Origin of the sequence: Pseudomonas saponiphila (assembly GCF_900105185.1) — a bacterium.
GTDB classification, from domain to species: domain Bacteria; phylum Pseudomonadota; class Gammaproteobacteria; order Pseudomonadales; family Pseudomonadaceae; genus Aquipseudomonas; species Aquipseudomonas saponiphila.
This window is the reverse complement of the sequence record NZ_FNTJ01000002.1, coordinates 520427-534835: the sequence shown is the minus strand read 5'-3', so window position 1 is coordinate 534835 and position 14409 is coordinate 520427. Positions and strand designations below refer to the sequence as shown.

15 protein-coding genes and 1 tRNA gene are annotated in these 14409 nt (G+C 63.5%); 5 read left to right on the top strand and 11 right to left on the bottom strand.

Annotated elements, in window-relative coordinates; translation table 11 throughout:
- Positions 1–84: 84 nt before the first annotated feature.
- Positions 85–2004, bottom strand: a complete 1920-nt coding sequence (gene dibA, locus BLV47_RS24340) for a phosphodiesterase DibA (protein ID WP_092318471.1) — start codon at positions 2002–2004, stop codon at positions 85–87.
- Positions 2005–2150: 146 nt separating this feature from the next.
- Between dibA and desA the strand changes: the two genes are divergently transcribed.
- Complete coding sequence (desA, locus tag BLV47_RS24335) at positions 2151–3335, top strand: delta-9 fatty acid desaturase DesA (RefSeq protein ID WP_092318468.1); 1185 nt, start codon at positions 2151–2153, stop codon at positions 3333–3335.
- Between the two features lie 187 nt (positions 3336–3522).
- Complete coding sequence (locus tag BLV47_RS24330; protein WP_092318466.1) at positions 3523–4515, top strand: GGDEF domain-containing protein; 993 nt, start codon at positions 3523–3525, stop codon at positions 4513–4515.
- Between the two features lie 203 nt (positions 4516–4718).
- Here BLV47_RS24330 and BLV47_RS24325 read toward each other — a convergent pair whose 3' ends face one another.
- The 9 genes from BLV47_RS24325 to BLV47_RS24285 form a co-directional block, all read right to left on the bottom strand.
- The gene (locus BLV47_RS24325; protein WP_092318464.1) at positions 4719–5933 is read right to left on the bottom strand and encodes a response regulator; all 1215 of its coding nucleotides are present in this window, start codon (positions 5931–5933) and stop codon (positions 4719–4721) included.
- Between the two features lie 143 nt (positions 5934–6076).
- Positions 6077–7354: a 4-aminobutyrate--2-oxoglutarate transaminase gene (gene gabT / locus BLV47_RS24320; protein WP_092318462.1), complete on the bottom strand. Its 1278-nt coding sequence runs from the start codon at positions 7352–7354 to the stop codon at positions 6077–6079.
- A gap of 177 nt (positions 7355–7531) precedes the next feature.
- Positions 7532–8974, bottom strand: a complete 1443-nt coding sequence (gene gabD / locus BLV47_RS24315) for an NADP-dependent succinate-semialdehyde dehydrogenase (RefSeq protein ID WP_092318460.1) — start codon at positions 8972–8974, stop codon at positions 7532–7534.
- A gap of 377 nt (positions 8975–9351) precedes the next feature.
- The gene (locus BLV47_RS24310) at positions 9352–9666 is read right to left on the bottom strand and encodes a RebB family R body protein (RefSeq protein WP_092318458.1); all 315 of its coding nucleotides are present in this window, start codon (positions 9664–9666) and stop codon (positions 9352–9354) included.
- A gap of 55 nt (positions 9667–9721) precedes the next feature.
- Positions 9722–10036 (bottom strand): RebB family R body protein, encoded by a 315-nt coding sequence (locus BLV47_RS24305; RefSeq protein WP_025128569.1) that lies wholly within the window; start codon positions 10034–10036, stop codon positions 9722–9724.
- A gap of 113 nt (positions 10037–10149) precedes the next feature.
- Complete coding sequence (locus BLV47_RS24300; RefSeq protein ID WP_092318456.1) at positions 10150–10710, bottom strand: hypothetical protein; 561 nt, start codon at positions 10708–10710, stop codon at positions 10150–10152.
- Positions 10711–10855: 145 nt separating this feature from the next.
- Positions 10856–11518, bottom strand: a complete 663-nt coding sequence (locus BLV47_RS24295; protein WP_092318454.1) for a hypothetical protein — start codon at positions 11516–11518, stop codon at positions 10856–10858.
- A 24-nt stretch (positions 11519–11542) separates the two neighbouring features.
- The gene (locus BLV47_RS24290; protein WP_092318452.1) at positions 11543–11770 is read right to left on the bottom strand and encodes a RebB family R body protein; all 228 of its coding nucleotides are present in this window, start codon (positions 11768–11770) and stop codon (positions 11543–11545) included.
- Positions 11771–11889: 119 nt separating this feature from the next.
- On the bottom strand, positions 11890–12420 hold the full coding sequence (locus BLV47_RS24285) for an RNA polymerase sigma factor (RefSeq protein ID WP_167365712.1): 531 nt from the start codon (positions 12418–12420) through the stop codon (positions 11890–11892).
- A 200-nt stretch (positions 12421–12620) separates the two neighbouring features.
- Between BLV47_RS24285 and BLV47_RS24280 the strand changes: the two genes are divergently transcribed.
- From BLV47_RS24280 to BLV47_RS24270, 3 genes are all read left to right on the top strand, one after another.
- A tRNA-Arg gene (locus BLV47_RS24280) sits at positions 12621–12697 on the top strand.
- Between the two features lie 167 nt (positions 12698–12864).
- Positions 12865–13716, top strand: coding sequence for a hypothetical protein (locus BLV47_RS24275; protein WP_092318448.1), 852 nt, complete (start codon positions 12865–12867; stop codon positions 13714–13716).
- Positions 13700–14164 carry a hypothetical protein gene (locus BLV47_RS24270; protein WP_092318446.1) on the top strand — a complete coding sequence of 155 codons (465 nt, stop codon included), beginning with the start codon at positions 13700–13702 and terminating at the stop codon, positions 14162–14164. The genes BLV47_RS24275 and BLV47_RS24270 overlap by 17 nt, the downstream gene beginning before the upstream one ends.
- An 18-nt stretch (positions 14165–14182) precedes the next feature.
- Here BLV47_RS24270 and BLV47_RS24265 read toward each other — a convergent pair whose 3' ends face one another.
- Positions 14183–14371 carry a hypothetical protein gene (locus BLV47_RS24265; protein ID WP_092318444.1) on the bottom strand — a complete coding sequence of 63 codons (189 nt, stop codon included), beginning with the start codon at positions 14369–14371 and terminating at the stop codon, positions 14183–14185.
- Between the last annotated feature and the right edge of the window lie 38 nt (positions 14372–14409).

Below are 14409 nucleotides of genomic sequence, written 5' to 3'. Positions count from 1 at the left end.
GAGCGATTTGCAGGTGGATCGCGGCCTGCAGCTGCAAGCTGCAAGCTGCAAGCTGCAAGCGGATAACAGCCTGAGGTATGGCCGTCAGTGAATCGGCGGTGCGTTGCTCCAGTTCAACTCCTGCGCCGGCATCGGCCGACCGAACCAGTAGCCCTGCCCCAGGTCGCAACCGTGTTCGAGCAGGAAGCGCGCCTGCTCCACCTGTTCGATGCCTTCGGCGTGCACCTGCATGCCCATGCTCTGGGCCAGGGCGATGATCACCCGAGAGATGGCCGCATCGTCTTCATCGAGCGGCAGGCCGGCGACAAAGCCCTGGTCGATCTTGAGCTTCTGCACCGGCAGGCGCTTGAGCCGCAACAGCGAGGAATAGCCGGTGCCGAAGTCGTCGATGGCCAGGCGAATGCCCAACTCGCGCAGCCGGTGCATCTGTTCCAGGGCCACTTCCGGGTCATCCATCACCGCGCTCTCGGTGACCTCCAGCTCCAGGTAGGCCGGGTCCAGGCCGGTGTCGTGCAGCACCTGGGCGACCTGCTGGTACAGCTCGCTGCGGGCGAACAGCCGGGTCGAAACGTTCACCGCGATAAACGACAGCACCACGCCGTCGGCCTGCCACTGGCACATCTGCCGACAGGCCTGCTGCATGACCCAGGCGTCGATCTCGGCAATCATCCCGGTGCGTTCGGCGATGGGGATGAACTCCGCCGGGGATACCAGGCCACGCTGCGGATGCTCCCAGCGCACCAGGGCCTCGACGCCGATCAGGCGGCTGCTCTTGAGATCGTGTACCGGCTGGTAGTAGACCCGCAGTTCCTGCTGCTCCAGGGCCCGGCGCAGTTCGAAGGCAATTTCCACTCGCTGCTGCGCATGGGCGGTGAGTTCTTCGGTGTACAACGCGTAACCGTTGCGTCCGGCGCTCTTGGCCTTGAACAGCGCCGCGTCGGCGTTGCGCAGCAGCTGGCTGGCGCTCAGGGCATCGCTGGGAAACAGGCTGATGCCGATGCTGGCGTTGATCACCACCTGCTGTTCGCCCAGCTGGAAGGGTTCCCTGAGGCCGTCGATGATGCGTTGGGCCAGGGCCGCGGCCTGCACCAGCTGCGGACAGCTTTCGGCCAGCACGGCGAACTCGTCGCCGCCCAGGCGCGCCAGGGTCATGCCTGGACCGAACATGCCTCCCAGGCGCTCGCCCACGGCCTTGAGCAACTGGTCGCCGACGTTGTGACCGAGGCTGTCGTTGATCATCTTGAAGTGATCGAGGTCGATCATCAGCATGGCGCAGCCGCGCTTGTGGATCTGCGCCGAGGCCAGGGCCTGTTCGGCGCGGTCGGTGAACAGCAGGCGGTTGGGCAGGTCGGTCAGCGGATCGTGGTGGGCCAGGTGCGCCAGTTCGTGCTCGGAATCCTTGATTGCGCTGATGTCGGAGAACACCGCGACATAGTGGGTGAGCTCACCCTGCTCATCGCGGATTGCGCGAATGCTCTGCCACTGCGGGTAGATCTCGCCGCTCTTGCGCCGGTTCCAGATTTCGCCGCTCCACTCTCCGGTCTTCTGCAGCGAGTCGAACATCGCCTTGTAGAAATCCGCCGAATGATGGCCGGACTTGAACAGGCTCGGCTGGCGCCCCAGCACCTCTTCGCTCTGGTAGCCGGTGATTTCGATGAAGGCGCGATTGACGTGGACGATCTGGCCCTGGGTGTCGCTGACCAGCACCCCTTCGCGGGTGCAGTCGAACACCGCCGCCGCCTGGCGCAGACGCTCGCGATCGGTCTGTTGATGGCGCAACCAGCGATCGGCCCCCATGACCCGCAACAGGCGAGCCCGGGCAAAGAAAATCAGCACCGCGCTGACCAGTGCCCAGGCGTAGCCACTGATCTGGTGCCAGTGCGCCTGATCGGAGAATTCATCGAAGAAACTGCTCAGTAAATAACCACTGAACTGTAGCCAGATCAGCGACAGCAGCAGGTAAAGCAGCGCGGCACGCAAGCCATTGCGATAAGAAACCGACATAAGTCCGTCTATTTCCACACGAAAAGTTCGGGATTATAGAGGAAGAAACATGCCGCCACTCTTATCTGAAAGGGCGACTGGTTTTCTCAGTGGGCATAGTGATAATGCCTGAGCTGTTTTTTTCTTTATCGAGGGCCTTATCGCCTATGTGGTACGAAGGTTTACTTGGCTTGTCCGCCTGGCAACTGGTGGCAGTCACTCTTTTGATGACCCACGTGACCATTGTCGCGGTCACCATTTATCTGCATCGCTACTCCGCGCACCGTTCCCTGGAACTCAACGCCGGCCTGAAACACTTCTTCCGCTTCTGGCTGTGGCTGACCACGGCGCAGAACACCCGTGAGTGGACCGCCATCCACCGCAAGCACCACGCCAAATGCGAAACCGTCGACGACCCCCACAGCCCGGTGATCAAGGGCTTGTCCACCGTGCTGCGCAAGGGCGCCGAGCTGTACCGCGAAGAGGCGAAGAACCCGGAAACCCTGCGCATCTATGGCAAGAACTGCCCGGAAGACTGGATCGAGCGCAACCTCTACAGCCGCTACAAGCTGGGTGGCATCGCGCTGATGGCGGTCATCGACCTGCTGCTGTTCGGCACCATCGGCATCACCATCTGGGCCATCCAGATGATGTGGATTCCGTTCTGGGCCGCCGGTGTGATCAACGGCCTGGGCCATGCGGTGGGCTACCGCAACTTCGAATGCCGCGACGCCGCCACCAACCTGGTGCCCTGGGGCATCATCGTTGGCGGTGAAGAGCTGCATAACAACCATCACACCTACCCCAACTCGGCCAAGCTCTCGGTGAAGAAATGGGAGTTCGACATGGGCTGGGCCTGGATCAAGCTGTTCAGCCTGCTACGGCTGGCCAAGGTCCAGCGGGTGGCGCCGATCGCCCATCGGGTCGAAGGCAAGGGGCACCTGGACATGGACACCGCCATGGCCATCCTCAACAACCGGTTCCAGATCATGGCCCAGTACCGCAAGCTGGTGATCGGCCCGCTGGTGAAACAGGAACTGGCCAAGGTCGATCACTCGGTGCGCCACCAGTTCCACCGCGCCAAGCGCCTGCTATCGCGGGAAACCAGCCTGCTGGAAGAGCGCCACCACCTGCGTATCCAGAACATGCTGGAACACAGCCAGGCCTTGAAGGTGATCTACGAAAAACGCCTGGCCCTGCAGCAGATCTGGGTCAAGACCAGCGCCAACGGCCACGACATGCTGGCGGCGATCAAGGACTGGGTGCACGAGGCCGAAGCCAGCGGCATCCAGTCGCTGCGGGACTTTGCCCATCAGTTGAAAACCTACTCTCTGCGGCCCACCGCAGCCTGAGCCAGAGCCCCTCGCCACAAGCTGGCGAGGGGCGACTGCGACCGTCCGGCGGGCGCGCCAGGTATCGCCGCAACGGCTGGGAACTTAGCGTCCGATCCCCTATCTCACTGAACACTTCGCCACCCAGGCGGGCTTGGTTGTAGCCGCTGTCGAACATCGCGCGGCACGCCCTTTGAGATCTGTGCCGATGGTCAATAAGAACCCACACACTCCATCTTCGCTTCCCCAGTGGCCCGAGGCCGCGCAAACCCTGATGGCCCTGATGCATGCACAGGGCGAAGTAGCCCGCCTGACCGAACGCGAGCAGCTGTTCAGCTCCCTGCTGGTCAGCGTCAACGCCGTGCTCTGGGCCTTCGATTGGGAGAACCGCCAGGTGCTGTACGTCAGCCCGGCCTATGAACGGATCTTCGGTCGCCCCGCCGGCCTGCTACTGGCGGACTGCAACCAGTGGCGCGACAGCATCTACCCCGATGACCTGGAATACGCCGAACGCAGCCTGGCCCAGGTCCTGGACAGGGGCGCGGTGGAAGATCGCGAATACCGCATCATCGATGCCCAGGGCCAGGTGCGCTGGCTCAGCGACAAATGCTTCATCAACCGCAATGCCGAGCCCGGGCAACGGTTGATCGTAGTCGGCATCGCCGAAGACATCACCGAGAAGAAGCGGCTGGAAGCCGAACTGCAACGCCTGGCCACCACCGATGTGCTGACCCAGAGCAGCAACCGCCGGCACTTCTTCGAATGCGCCAACCGCGAGTTCGAGCAAGCGCGGCTGCAAGGCTCGCCCCTGGCCTTCCTGCTGCTGGATATCGATGACTTCAAAGTGATCAACGACACCTACGGCCACCCCGAAGGTGACATCGTCCTGCAGCGCATCGCCGAAAGCGGGCGCGCCGCACTGCGCCGTGGCGACTTGTTCGGGCGTATTGGCGGCGAGGAATTTGCCGCGGTGTTTCCCGGCTGCAGCGCGGACCGGGCGCACCAGGTGGCCGAACGTCTGCAACGGGAAATCCAGCGCCAGAGCTTCAGCCACCAGGGCCAGGTCTTCACTATCACCGTCAGCCAGGGCCTGACCGACCTGCGGCGCGATGACGAAAGCCTCGACAGCCTGTTCGCCCGCGCCGACGCGGCGATGTACCACGCCAAGCGCCAGGGCAAGAACCGCATCGTCAGCGGATAAGCACCCGGCCCGAACTCGTAGGAGCTGGCTTGCCAGCGAAGGCATCTTCAAGGCGTGCACATGGCTGGCGGGCCTCTTCGCCGGCAAGCCGGCTCCTACGGGTGTGGTGCGAACCTTCTGGTAGGAGCTGGCTTGCCAGCGAACCGCGCGCTGCGGTGTGTCAGGAGGGACGCTTTCGCCGGCCAGCCGGCTCCTACGGCGGCTCAGCCCTTGCGCAGGCGGGTCAGCTCCGGCAGACCGATTTTCAGCAGGCGGGCGGTCTTGCTGCGGGCCAGTTCTTCGATCCCCTCATGCTCGGTCAAGCGCGCCAGCTGCGCCGCCAGGTTCATCACCAGCGCCTCGCGGGAGTACACCCCACCGCCCAACTGGTAGCTGGAGGCAATCAGCTCCCGCAGTTCCAGGGGCATGCGCCAGCGGGTGCGCAGCGCCGAACCGTAGGCCGCGCCAAAACGCTCCAGGGCATCGCCGATCTCTTCCTGATCGTCGAGTTCGCCGCCAGCCTGTTGCCACTCCTGCAGGCAGCGCAGCAGCGCCAGATCACCCAGGCGATGCAACAGCCCGGCGCAGTAGCAACGCTCCTGGTCCAGATCCAGCAGGCGCGCCAGGGTGCGGCCATATTCCGCGGTATGCAGCGACAGTTCCCAATAGCGCTCGGCGTAGTCAGCCAGGGCCGGATCGCTCAGGCGCGCGCTGCGCTTGAGGGTCAGCCCGAGAATCAGGTTCATGCTCTGTCCGGTACCCAACCGGTGCAGGGCCTGGGACAGGGTCTGCACGCCGTCGCCGTGGTGCTGCGCAGCGCTGTTGGCGGCCGCGATCAGCACCGCGGTGACCTGGGGGTCGGTGCGGATCTCTTCCTCCAGTTGCTTGAGGTCCAGACCGTCGGGATTGAGGCTGCGCTTGACCGCCTGTTGCACATCGGTCAGCAACGGCGCGCCATCGGCGACTTCGCGCCGGCGCTCGAGAAAGGTCCACAGGCTCATGCCCGGGGCCAGAGCCGGCACCTCGCAGGAGACTTCCTGGCCAGCGTCCAGCAGCAAGCCCTGCAGGCGCTGGGTCAGGCCTTCCATGTTCAAGGGTTTGGTCAGGTAGGCAGTGGGGGCCAGGGGCAACGCTTCGCGCACGCTGGCACTGTCGTTGCGAGCGCTGAGCAGAATGAACGGCTGCAGCGGGTTACGCTTGCGCTGACGCACTGCGCGCAACACTGAAAGGCCGTCGACGCCCGGCAGCTCCCAGTCGGCAATGATCAGGTCATAAGTTTTTTCGCTCAACAGCTCCAGGGCTTCCTGACCATCGCCACACAGGTCCAGGCGCGCGTCACAGCGCACGTTGAGCAGCACTTGCTTGAGCAAATCGCGGGACCAAGGGTCAGCCTCGGCAATCAGCACGCGAGGTACAGCGGGTAGATCAACAGCGGTCATGCAGCACGCTCCCTAGGCAATCCCTTGCACCTTAGTCAATGCGCGGGCTTCCATACAGCGCAAATCCCCTATGGACCGCCTGGGGATGAAAAAAACCCGCCGAAGCGGGTTTTTTTGTCGATCAGGTCACAGCAGCAACCATTTCAGAGCTCAGAGAAGCACTCTTCGATGATGGCCAGGCCTTTGTCCAACTGCTCGTCTGGCGAGGTCAGCGGCACCAGGACCCGCAGGACGTTGCCGTAGGTGCCGCAGGACAGCAGGATCAGCCCCTTGTCCCGAGCCTTGGCCACGACCTGGGCCACCGCCGCGGCGTTCGGCTTGTGGCTGTCGCCGTTTTCGAACAGTTCCACCGCGATCATCGCGCCCAGGGCACGCACTTCGCCGATCACCGGGTACTTGGCCTGGATGGCCTTGAGGCCGGTCACCAGGCGCTCGCCCACTGCCTTGCTGCGATCCAGCAGGTGCTCTTCCTCAAACACTTCCATCACCGCCAGAGCGGCGGCACAGGCGATCGGGCTACCGGCGTAGGTGCCGCCCAGGCCGCCTGGAGCGATGGCGTCCATGTATTCGGCCTTGCCGCAGACACCGGCCAGCGGGAAGCCGCCAGCGATGGACTTGGCAAAGGTGGTCAGGTCGGCGGCCACGCCCATCTGTTCCATGGCGAAGAAGGTGCCGGTACGGCCGGCGCCGGTCTGCACTTCGTCAGCGATCAGCAGGATGCCGTGCTGGTCGCACAGGGCGCGCAGGCGCTTCATGAACTCTTTGGGGGCAACGTAGAAACCGCCTTCGCCCTGTACCGGCTCGATGATGATCGCGGCGATATCACGAGGCTCGGCGTCGTTCTTGAAGATGCGCTCGATACTGGCGATGGAGTCGTCGATGCTCACGCCATGCAGTTCGTTGGGGTACAGCGCGCGGAAGATGCCGCCAGGCATCAGGCCCATGCCGGCCGAGTAAGGCACGACCTTGCCGGTCAGGCCCAGGGTCATCATGGTGCGGCCGTGGTAGGCACCGGTGAAAGCGATCACGCCAGCGCGGCCAGTGGCGGCACGGGCGATCTTCACGGCGTTTTCCACGGCTTCGGAACCGGTGGTCACCAGCAGGGTTTTCTTGGCGAAGTCACCCGGGACCTTGGCGTTGATCTTTTCGCACAGCTCCACATAGGGCTCGTAGGCCAGGACCTGGAAGCAGGTGTGGGTCAGCTTGTTCAGTTGCTCGGTCACCGCCGCGATGATTTTCGGATGCACGTGACCGGTGTTGAGTACCGCGATGCCGCCGGCGAAGTCGATGAACTCGCGGCCTTCAACGTCGGTAACGGTGGCGTTCTTCGCGCTGTCGGCGAAGATCGGGTGAATCTGGCCAACACCGCGTGGTACAGCGGCTTCACGGCGTTTCATCAAAGATGCGTTGGTCTTGCTCATAGTGTCCTCGTTCACCGCGGCTACAGCGGTGTGATTCAAGGGTTGCGGGGCGGGGAAGAGGCTGCGACAGCATGCGTTGATCGACTGTCGGGACCTTCCCGGGCCACCTTGAAAAGTACGTTTTTTAAAGCCGCGCCGGGGGGCAGCGCTCTCGTGCCCCCGGCGCTTGAAACCGGATCAGATACCCAGGCAGAGGTATTTGATTTCCAGGTAATCCTCGATCCCGTACTTGGAACCTTCGCGGCCCAGGCCCGAGGCCTTGATGCCGCCGAATGGCGCCACTTCGTTGGAGATCAGGCCGGTGTTGACCCCGACCATGCCGTATTCCAGGGCCTCGGCCACACGGAACACGCGACCCAGGTCGCGGGCATAGAAGTACGAGGCCAGGCCGAACTCGGTGTCGTTGGACATGGCGATGACTTCGGCTTCGTCCTTGAAGCGGAACAGCGGCGCCAGCGGGCCGAAGGTTTCTTCCTTGGCCACGGCCGCGTCTTTGGGCACGTTGACCAGGATGGTCGGCTCGAAGAAGTTGCCTTCCATGGACTTGCCGCCAGCCAGCAGGGTCGCGCCTTTGTTCAGGGCGTCACTGATGTGTTCCTGGACCTTGGCCACGGCTTTTTCGTCGATCAGCGGGCCGGTGGTGGTGCCTTCTTCCAGACCGTTGCCGATCTTCAGCTTGGCCACGGCCGCTTTCAGCTTCTCGGCGAAGGCGTCGTAGATCGAATCCTGGATGTACAGGCGGTTGGCGCAGACGCAGGTCTGACCGTTGTTGCGGTACTTGGAGATGATCGCGCCTTCGACGGCCTTATCCAGGTCGGCGTCATCGAACACGATGAACGGCGCGTTGCCGCCCAGTTCCAGGGAGACTTTCTTGATGTCCTTGGCGCATTCGGCCATCAGCTGGCGACCGATTTCGGTGGAGCCGGTGAACGACAGCTTGCGCACGATCGGGTTGCTGGTCAGCTCGCCGCCGATGTCGCCGGCGCTGCCGGTGACCACACTGAGCACGCCTTTCGGGATCCCGGCGCGGTGCGCCAGTTCCACCAGGGCCAGGGCCGAGAACGGGGTTTGCGAGGCTGGCTTGATGACCATGGTGCAACCGGCGGCCAGGGCCGGGCCGGCTTTACGGGTGATCATCGCCGCCGGGAAGTTCCACGGAGTGATGGCCGCGGTGACGCCGATCGGCTGCTTGATCACGATCAGGCGCTTGTCCGGCTGGTGGCCGGGGATCACGTCACCGTAGATGCGCTTGGCTTCTTCGGCGAACCATTCGATGAAGGAGGCGGCGTAGGCGATTTCGCCCTTGGCTTCGGCCAGCGGCTTGCCCTGCTCCAGGGTCATCAGGCGACCCAGGTCGTCCTGGTTTTCGATCAGCAATTCATACCAGCGGCGCAGCTTGGTGGCGCGCTCCTTGGCGGTCAGCGCACGCCAGGCCGGCAGGGCCTTGTCGGCGGCTTCGATGGCGCGGCGGGTTTCGGCGGCGCCCATCTTGGGTACGGTACCGAGGATTTCACCGGTAGCGGGGTTGTTGACCTTGATCGTCTGGCCGTTGTCCGCGTCGACCCAAGCTCCATCGATGAAGGCTTGCTGGCGGAACAACTGGGCGTCTTTGAGCTGCATGTCGGCTTCCTTAACAGCACCGCGCATACGCGGGGCGAATTGTGATTGTTGAAAAGGCGCCCTGTCAGGCACGGACCGCGCTGGCGCGTCCGAAAGCCGGGACAAAGCTGCCGTCAGGAAAATCGTTCACTGGGTAAAAGCACGAAAATGTCGCACACAAGGATAGACGTGCGCTTGGGCACCCAGGCAAGAGCGTTTGAAATCTCAAACGAATCCTAGGGTCAACGGGGGTAAAGGACAATAGGTTGTTCGAAAAAAAGAACGTAAAGGCGCCTAGCGGTAAAAAATCCGCTTCAACCTCCCATGCCGCCGGGCAAAAGACAACGCCCCCGCGGTCTGCAGACCGCGGGGGCGTTGGCGTGACGCCTGGAGAAGGATCAGCTGCTGAACGACTTGAGCACCGTCAGCAGGCTGGTGAGGTTGTCGGCCACACCGCCCTGGGCGACTTTCTCGGTAGCCGAGGCACCGGCGGTGGTGTCGACGCTGTAGATCTGCATCACGCCCTGGTTGGTCGCGGCCTGGGCCAGGGTGTTTTGCTGTTGCTGCGCCGACACCGAGTTCTGGAACAGGATGGCCACGGACTGGCCCATGGACTGGTAGACGGTGCCCATGGCCATGGCCGGTGCTTCGGCAACCACCTTGACGTTGGTCTGGGTGACGGCATCGGTGATTTGCGGACTGACTGTGCTCATAAAAACTCCATTTTTTCAGCAGGAAAGTTCAACGGGAAATCAGGCGTTCAGCCACTCAGCCCTGGAAGGACTTGAGCACCGTCAGCAGGCTGGTGAGGTTGTCGGATACGCCGCCCTGGGCAACCTTCTCGGTGGCCGCCGCGCCGGCGGTGGTGTCGACGCTGTAGATCTGCATCACGCCCTGGTTGGTCGCGGCCTGGGCCAGGGTATTTTGCTGCTGCTGCGCCGAAACCGAGTTCTGGAACAGGATCGCGGTGGCCTGGGCCATGGATTGGTAGATGGTGCCCATCGCCATGGCCGGCGCTTCGGCGACGACTTTGACGTTGGTCTGGGTGACGGCATCGGTGATTTGTTCGTTTACAAGTGGCATGGCTCAACTTCCTTTGTTAGGCACACGGAGCATTCCGTGTCTTTGAGTGAACGTGGCAGCCGTTTTCCTGTGAACCGTGGGGCCTGGGACTCTCGGCTTATTTCAGGGGGGACTCATTGCCCTGCAGCGGCGAGCACCTGCTTGAGGGTGTCTTCGACTTTCTGCGACAACTCGGCCATGCGCGCCTCGACGGCGGCTTTCACCTCCTGCTGCACCTGGGCGCTGATCATCGCCTTGAGGGCTGGATCGTCGGCAGGGGCCAGGCTGGGGGTGGGGTCAGGGGCGGATACCGCGCCCCCGGTCTGGTCCGAACTCGGCGCCGCCGGCTCCGAGGCGCCAGTCGGGGCTGAAGTGGAGGCCGCAGCCTGACTCTCGGCCGCCGCCAGTAGCTGACGCAGCACCAGCTCGCGCGCCTGGGGATCGGCCCTGCCGACACCGAAACCCGACAACTGCTCGATGATATTGCGCGTGCGCTGTTCATCGGCCTGTATCAGCTCGGCGGCTCGCTGCCGCGCCTGATCAACGCTCTGTTGCGCAGACTTGGACATGTCCAGCGGCTTGTCCTGGACAAACGCCTCCAGTACCTGGCGCTCGACCTGGGTCAACGGACGCTTCAGGTACCTCTCGGCAAAGAGAAGTATCGTCGCCATCGGGGTTTGCTCTTCATTCGCCATTGCTTGCTCCTTTATCGATGAATGGCGTTGAAGGGCTGGCACCGGGTCCGTCGAACTTCAACGCCTGGGGTGAACAGAGCGGCCGGGGAACGCCGGCGCCTTTTGCGCGACAGCCCCGGGCGCCTTGCGCGCCCGAGGGGCGCATTCAGGAAGACGACGGTCGATTGGCCAGGGTGGCGCTGTACTTGGCGATGCTGGCGTCGATCTTGTCGATGGCCATGCCCGCTGCATCGGCTTCCATGGCACCGGCCGCCGCCGCCACGGCGGCAGCGGCGCCCACCATCAGGTCGGTAGCCAGTACGCCCAGGGCATCCTCGGCGGCGCCCTTGACGTTCTCTTTGACGATGTTCTCGGTCATCTGCTTGAGCAGTACCGCCTGGGCCGCCAGGGCCAGCTTGCTGACCCCGTCGAAATACCCCGCCGCCGACTGCGCCACCAGACCGGCGGCCTGGCTGATCATCATGTCGGGAGCGATCGCGATCTGCGCCGGGGCATAACTGAAGGTCTGGGCATTGGTGAACTGCACCGCCTGGACGATCTGACTGTTCAGGGCATCGGTGCTGTCGGTGCTGGGGCTGCTGGCCTGCTTCAGCAACTGCGCGTTCATCGTCTCCATCACCGAAGGTTGCGCGGCGGCGGGTGGCGGAGAAGGCGCAGCCTCGGGCGCCGGATCGGTGCCGTTCGACGCGGCCTCGCGGGGCGCCACCCGAGGCTCTGCCGCTTGCTCCCCCGAACTGGGGTCGGCCGCCGCGCTCGCGGTTTCATCGGCCGCGGCCGCGGGTGGGGTTTTCTTCTTGAACCATGCCATGACGATTCTCCCGGGCTGTCAGCCCTACTCGCCGATCGCCATGATCAACGCCACGGCCTTGGACACCACCGCGTTGGAGATCTGGTTCAGCGCTTGCTGGCTGTTGACCGCGTTCTGCAACGACAGGCCCGTCGAATGGCTGGCCACCTGATACAACGAGGCGATGGCCTGGGCCGGGGCTTCGGCCACCACCTTGACGTTGGTCTGGGTCACCGCGTCGGTGATCTGCGAGTTGACCATTGGATCTGGCATACATCTCTCCTTAGATGGAATGGCCCACCGCAGAAGGCGGCGGCACCGGCTACAGCGTCGAAAACAGGCTCACTGAACAAGAACGTCCCGGCGGGCCTGCTGTGAATCCTGTCACGACCTCAACGCAGGGCCTCGCGCAACAATTGCACGTGCTTGCGCGCCAGGGGCTGGTTCATCCCCAGCTCGGCGGCAATGTTCGGGTAGGGCAGATCGTCGACGAACTTCAGTTCAAACAAGCGGCGTTTCTTAACGGGCAATTGCGCCACCCGCTGACTCAGCAGGGCCAGGGTTTCCAGCAGCTCCACCTGCTCCAGCACCGACATCTGCGGGGCCTCCAGCTGCTGCAGCGGGTCGTCCTCGAAATCGGCGAAATCCACGAACAGACGCTGCTCCCGCGCCCGCCGCCGACAGCTGTCGACAAACACATGATCGAGCACCAGGAACAGAAAGCCCTGGGGATCGCGAATCCGCTCCGGCGAACGGCGAAAGAACAGCAGCGCCTTGATCGCCGTGGCCGCCAGCCACTCCTGGGCGCCATCGGCGTTGCCCCGCGCCAACTGCCGGGCGCGACGCTGCAACCCGGGCAGCACCGCTTTCCAGCTGGCCTCGAACAGATGATCCGCCAACCGTGTCGGCAGGCCCTCTTGCATCGAACAATTCATCTCCCGCACCTCCCTGTGCCCCGTGACCGCACGGATATGGCTGCAGGTTGCGCGCAGGTACGAAGACACTGCAGCGGGAAAAACTGCCGCTACGGCCCGGGTTTCCTCGGGTGGCGACGGACAACCGCACGCCAATGAAAACCGGCGTGGACGCCCCGAGTCGACATAGGTATGATGTCGCCCGCACTGCACTCGTAGCTCAGCTGGATAGAGTACTGCCCTCCGAAGGCAGGGGTCGTGGGTTCGAATCCCGCCGAGTGCGCCAGCTTTAGCGAAAAAGCCCCAGGTCTGATGGCCTGGGGCTTTTTTGTTTTCGGGCTTCAAGGTTTCCGGCCGCAGCCATCATCGACAACCGGAACCCGAACGGCGCCGGGTGGCTGTCCCGACAAGGCGCAACTTGCTACATTCCACGCCCCCGGACAGGAGGTCCCCATGCTCTGCCATCCGTTGTGTAACCAGCCCTTCGAGCCAGAACTCCGTGATTGGATCAGCTGTTTCACCGGCTATGACATGCCCCCTGAGCGGGATGCGGAACTGAGCCGCTTCAACCCCAACGACCCCGAAGACCGCGAATACCTGATCCGCCACTACGCGCTGAGGCGCGATTACCCCCAGCAGAATTTCCGTCATCGGCAACGGCTGGTGCAGGTCCTGCAAGCGGCCCTGGACGACCCGGACTACGCTTTCGACAGTGTCTGGGAGCCGGTCGAGGAGGCCGACGAATACGATCAATGGCCCAGCGGCTGGCCAGCGGTGATCGACGACAGCCGGGACTTCTTCCAGCGCCTGCTGATCGCGGCCCGGGAGCTATGGCACGAAGATCTGACCCGCGCGCAGTTACCCTCACTGGCAGAGTGCCGGGCGATCCCGGAGCGGGATCGGGGCACCCGCGACTGGCTGTTCAACATCGACAACGCCGAAGCCTGGCGGGCAGTCTTCAATGAGGCGGCCACACCCTATGACCTCGATACCCCGGGCCCGGTGTTTCAAGGCGAGCAACTGAACCTGCAGCTGTATGGCAACCTGGGGCGTCTGTCGCTGCCTTGCACCTGGCCGGCAAGCCAGGCCCCGACCCACTGCCGCTTGTTGCTCAAGGTCCAGGGCATCAGCGAACTGGCGGTCAGCGGTACGCGTTTCGATGGCCGCCTGCGCACCCAGCTCACCCGTCTCAATCCCGGTTATTACCTGCGCCTGGAAATCGGCTTCGACTGCGTGATCGAATGCGTAGCGCTGTCCGCGAGCATCACCGACGTCGAAGGAATACGCGATGAAAAGCAATTTTGAAGTGGCCCTGGAGCGTCAGGAAATGCCCCAGTTCTTTCGCGGCCAGGGCCAGTACCTGACCCGGGATGGCGATTGGGACGAGCACCTGTACTGCATCAACTGGCCGGGAGTCTTCGCTTACCTGCGGGACCACGCCGACGGTGCACAACAACTGAGCAGCGCCTTCGAGCTCTACGTCTACAGCGTTGTGGAAACCATCGAGGATTGCTTCGGCCTGCGGGAAAACCTGTTCTGTTACTACTCGACCCGGACCCACTGGGCGCCCGAGAGCATCGATCTATTGGGGCAATTGCCGGAGCCTTGCCGGCGGCGCATCGTGCAGCGTCTGAGCTGGTATCGCTGGCAGGTGGAAAACCACGCCCGGCTGCTACCGGAACGAGCCCGGCGCATGACCGCGGATGGTGCCTGCGCCGAGTTCATCGACCTGCCCGCCTTGCCCTACAACTGAATCCGGCGGCCGCCAGGACTATTCATCCTCGGCGGCGTTGGCGTCCTGCTGTGCTTGCTCGGCTTCGTCCTGCGCCTCGGCGTCGGCGCCCTCTTCAGCCTCTTCAAGGCCAAAGTCCTTGCGACTCTCCTTGATGGCCTGACGGATATCCGCGCCCTTGATCGGGCAGTTCAACATTGCCGCTATACGGTCGATGCGGGGTGCCATGACCGGCCTCTCACTTGCTGGAAACTGGGCAGATAGTG

Bases quoted from the DNA above. Each gene is read 5' to 3' on its own strand.
- BLV47_RS24275 (WP_092318448.1), top strand. From the start codon at position 12,865: ATGCTCTGCCATCCGTTGTGTAACCAGCCCTTCGAGCCAGAACTCCGT.
- gabT (WP_092318462.1), bottom strand. From the start codon at position 7,354: ATGAGCAAGACCAACGCATCTTTGATGAAACGCCGTGAAGCCGCTGTA.
- BLV47_RS24300 (WP_092318456.1), bottom strand. From the start codon at position 10,710: ATGGCGAATGAAGAGCAAACCCCGATGGCGACGATACTTCTCTTTGCC.
- desA (WP_092318468.1), top strand. From the start codon at position 2,151: ATGTGGTACGAAGGTTTACTTGGCTTGTCCGCCTGGCAACTGGTGGCA.
- BLV47_RS24330 (WP_092318466.1), top strand. From the start codon at position 3,523: ATGGTCAATAAGAACCCACACACTCCATCTTCGCTTCCCCAGTGGCCC.
- BLV47_RS24285 (WP_167365712.1), bottom strand. From the start codon at position 12,420: ATGCAAGAGGGCCTGCCGACACGGTTGGCGGATCATCTGTTCGAGGCC.
- dibA (WP_092318471.1), bottom strand. From the start codon at position 2,004: ATGTCGGTTTCTTATCGCAATGGCTTGCGTGCCGCGCTGCTTTACCTG.
- BLV47_RS24305 (WP_025128569.1), bottom strand. From the start codon at position 10,036: ATGCCACTTGTAAACGAACAAATCACCGATGCCGTCACCCAGACCAAC.
- BLV47_RS24270 (WP_092318446.1), top strand. From the start codon at position 13,700: ATGAAAAGCAATTTTGAAGTGGCCCTGGAGCGTCAGGAAATGCCCCAG.
- gabD (WP_092318460.1), bottom strand. From the start codon at position 8,974: ATGCAGCTCAAAGACGCCCAGTTGTTCCGCCAGCAAGCCTTCATCGAT.
- BLV47_RS24295 (WP_092318454.1), bottom strand. From the start codon at position 11,518: ATGGCATGGTTCAAGAAGAAAACCCCACCCGCGGCCGCGGCCGATGAA.
- BLV47_RS24290 (WP_092318452.1), bottom strand. From the start codon at position 11,770: ATGCCAGATCCAATGGTCAACTCGCAGATCACCGACGCGGTGACCCAG.
- BLV47_RS24325 (WP_092318464.1), bottom strand. From the start codon at position 5,933: ATGACCGCTGTTGATCTACCCGCTGTACCTCGCGTGCTGATTGCCGAG.
- BLV47_RS24310 (WP_092318458.1), bottom strand. From the start codon at position 9,666: ATGAGCACAGTCAGTCCGCAAATCACCGATGCCGTCACCCAGACCAAC.
- BLV47_RS24265 (WP_092318444.1), bottom strand. From the start codon at position 14,371: ATGGCACCCCGCATCGACCGTATAGCGGCAATGTTGAACTGCCCGATC.